General features: G+C 64.2%; 3 protein-coding genes. 2 read left to right on the top strand and 1 reads right to left on the bottom strand.

The features are described 5' to 3' along the window. Window positions 1–364: 364 nt before the first annotated feature. Window positions 365–1,627, top strand: coding sequence for a hypothetical protein (locus ON44_RS46680; RefSeq protein ID WP_157187117.1), 1,263 nt, complete (start codon window positions 365–367; stop codon window positions 1,625–1,627). A 100-nt stretch (window positions 1,628–1,727) separates the two neighbouring features. Then, window positions 1,728–2,498: an ESX secretion-associated protein EspG gene (locus tag ON44_RS11970; RefSeq protein WP_040689168.1), complete on the top strand. Its 771-nt coding sequence runs from the start codon at window positions 1,728–1,730 to the stop codon at window positions 2,496–2,498. Window positions 2,499–2,537: 39 nt separating this feature from the next. On the opposite strand, the gene ON44_RS11965 is transcribed toward ON44_RS11970, so the two are convergent. Then, window positions 2,538–3,535, bottom strand: a 998-nt coding sequence (locus ON44_RS11965) for a hypothetical protein (protein ID WP_040689167.1), incomplete at its 5' end; no start/stop codon positions are given.

Here is a 3,535-nt window from a genome sequence, read left to right as displayed (position 1 = left end):
AGCCGTGCAGCCGTGCAGCCGTACAGCCGTACAGCCGTACAGCCGTACAGCCGTACAGCCGTGCAGCCGCGCGGGGGAGGGGAGCAGCCGTGTTGCGCGGATGAACTGGCTTGTCACAACGCGGCATTGAGGGGTTTCTTCGTCTTCTCGTCGGCTGGGAAGAACGGTTCGATTCGGCTGGAGCCGAGGGTGCTGCTGCCGGGGCGGTTTGATTGATGAGCCCAGCGCTGGGACTATTCGATGCGGGGCGGTGGGGATATCGTTTGATATGGTAAGGACCTCTGGACGGGTCGAGAGGGTGGGGATGGCGCACCGGGTGACGTTGATGCTGCGATCGATGGGCGGTTGATCCGTGGGATTCGGCATGTTCGAGTGGAGCGCAGGTGATCTCGGTTCCGCGATGCTCGGAAGTCTGACCGATTGGATTGCAGGCGAAGAACGGAAACCGGGCGTCGATCCGGCCGCGGTGCAGACCAAGTACAACCAACAGCGTGATGGTGTTCGCAGTGCCGCCAATGGCATCGGATTTCACGGTGACTACCGACCGCGTTCGGTGAAGAGCCGCGACGACTTCGATACGCCGACGACCGCACAGTTGCGCGAGAAGGTCGACAAGATCGACATCACCGCCGTCGACAATCTCGCTACCGCGTGGAATGAGATCGGCAAACGCGCCGAGACCTCCTTGGACACCTTCAACAAGGCAATGGAACGCGCGACGCATGAAAGCATCTGGAAGGGTGCGTCGCGCAATGCCGTCGCCAAGGCCGTCGGGGATTACAGCACCCAGGCGGTGCAACTCGCCAATGCCGCCAAGCTGACCGGCAGCAAGGTCGCCGAACTCAAAACCGGTTTGGAACCGACCAAGGCGCTGGTGCCGCACGCTCCCGACCTCCGCTCCAATGTCGAGAACGCCAGGCATTGGATCGCGGGCCGCGGTTGGCGCGATAACGACGAGGCCGAGAGCACCGCGCACGCCGAGGCGGTTCGCGTGCTGAGGACGGTGTACGCGCCGGTCATCGAGGAGACCGACACCAACGTTCCGGTCATCCCCAAACCTGATAACCCCACGGCGAAGCCGGGGGACACTCCCGGCGCGGGGCCGGGGAACAGCCCTGGCAGTAGCCCATCCGGAATCAGTCCGGGTAGCAACCAGCCGACGGAAAAGCAGGAGAAGAGCACCGACGAGAGTTCGTCCACCGATCCGTCGAGCACCCAGCCGACGGATAGTTCGACGACACCGTCGACAACTTCCAGCACCGAGCCCACAACGACAAAGCCGGATACCACCGCGACCAACCCGTCGTCGACGACAACCAGCGCGGGCTCGCCGACCGGCGCGGGCACTCCGAGCGGCACGCCCGGTACGAATAACCAGTCCCCGGGACGAACCGTCACCGGCACCCCCGCAGGCGCCGCTACCTCCGCCGCAGCGACCACGACCACCGCCGCGACCACAGGCCGCAACGGTATGTCCGGTATGGGCTCACCCGGCAGTCGCGGCGGCAAGGACGAGAACGAGTCCACCAAGGGCGTCCCGGATTACTTGATCAACCAGCAAAACGGTGAAGAGCTCATCGGGCTCGACAGCGCGCCGAAGACCGTCCCGCCGGTCATCGGCGAGTGACCGAGCGTCGCGAGGGCACTGAAGGCACAGCATCATCGGTCGCAGCGGAGCCGAGCGCCAGCGCGGCGGAGCTGAGATCGCCGGAAGACAGGAAGACCGCATGACAACCGCGCGGCGGTGGCGTTTCACCGCGCTCGAATTCCGAGTGCTCTGGGAGTCGACCGGACGGGATGTGCTCCCGTATCCGCTGCGACACCGTTCCACCGAGGTCTTCCAAGAGGATTCGGATCGGCTGCGCCGGGCCGCCGCAGAGGTGGTGGTTCCGCAGTTGGATGACGATCTGGTGCGGGCCGTCGAGGTGCTGCTGGCACCGGAGGCGCGCGTGGAGGTGGCGGGATTCCGTGGTGCGCGCAAGGAGCAGAAGATCCGCGCACACGGAGGTGTGCATTTCCAGCACGGCGCGTTGGCGATTCAGGAGCCGGGCACCGATCACGAGCACGGCGGGGATGTGGACCTGCTGTTCCTATCGGCCGATGATCTGGTTCCCGCCGTGGTCGATGCATTGCCGGAAACCCGTCCGGGACAAGGTAAACCGATGCAGGTTCCGGTCGAGGAATTGGAGAAGCCGCCGCCGGTGGTGCGCGACGCGTGGCGTCCGACGGTGCGCGAGGAGTTCGACAAGTTCTTTCGTCGGCCGACCACGGTCACCGTGCATGTCGGTGTCTACCCGCTCGGATCAGTGGACAATCGGCACACCAAGGGCCGCAAGGACTTCCAGATCACCGATTTCGAAAATGACGGGCGCTATGTCAGTTTCGGCAGCCGCACCGTGATCGTGAAGCCGACCGATCGGCAGCGCATCACCGCGACATTGCGCGAAATGGTCAGCCGCACAGTCGAAGAGGTCCGCAACGGCGATCACGCGCGCTGAGTGCCCGCGCTCGGTCAGGCCGGGCGCGGGCTCGCTGGATCAGCTGGTGGCCTCACCCAGGATGCCGAGCACCACATCCGAGGTGTAGAACGGCTCCAGCCGCTCGCGAATCAGCTTGCCCAGCACGCCATTCCGCTTAGCGCCCTCGATGACGGCGGGGCCGTACCGCAGGATCTCCTTGGCGATATCGTCCCCGGACAAGCCGAGTTCCGGCAGCATCGCGGCCAGGGTGTAGTCGCCGTATTTGGTGAAGAATACATCCACGCACTCGTCGACGAGCAACCCGAAATACTCTTTCTCCCTGGTGGTGATCGCGATCTCGTAGCAGAGCAGCACCAGTTCGTTCAGATCCTTCTGGGTCAGGTAGTCCCGCAGTCCGCTCACCGGCTCATCGGCGTGTAGATCCCAGAACTCCATCGCGGCATCGTGCACCGGGGCGTCGCGCAACATCTCCCGGATGGCATTGTTGGTGCGCTTGAGCGCGAATACCGCGCCCTTGCCCGCCATATCGCCGATGAAGGTGCTCTCGGTGGCCTTCTTGGCGGTCTTCGCCGCCGACTGTCCCATGGAGATCAGCGATGAGACGCCCGGAATCTTGCCCGCGATCTGCCTATTCGCCTCCATGAAATCGGAGATGAGCTTATCCACGAACTTCGAGGCGACGGTGGCGACCAGCGGGCTCTCGGTGAGCCGCTCCAGGATGCGCTCCTGCGCCTGGTGCATACCGAAGATCTTCTCCAGCAGCGCCTCGACCGGTTCGCGGTCGACGACCTGGCCAAGGGTGTAGTCGTTGTTGGCGGCGATATGGTCGTAGATCGAGTCGGCGAATACCCCGACCATGTCCGCGATGACCGGACTGCCGCCGATCAGGTCGATGACGGTGCGGACCGTCTCCTTGGCCTGGTCGATACCGACGATATCGCGGAAGACGAGGGTGTCGGCCACTCCGATCACCGATTCCACGTCGCGGACGACAACCTCGGTGAAGCGCTCGCCACTTACCTCGGCCAGCAGGAATTCCACTTGGGCATCGAGTA

The sequence above is a fragment of the Nocardia vinacea NBRC 16497 genome (genome assembly GCF_000308835.1).
GTDB lineage: Bacteria > Actinomycetota > Actinomycetes > Mycobacteriales > Mycobacteriaceae > Nocardia > Nocardia vinacea.
Note: the sequence above shows the minus strand (reverse complement) of the source record. Positions and strands in the feature narration are given on the sequence as shown.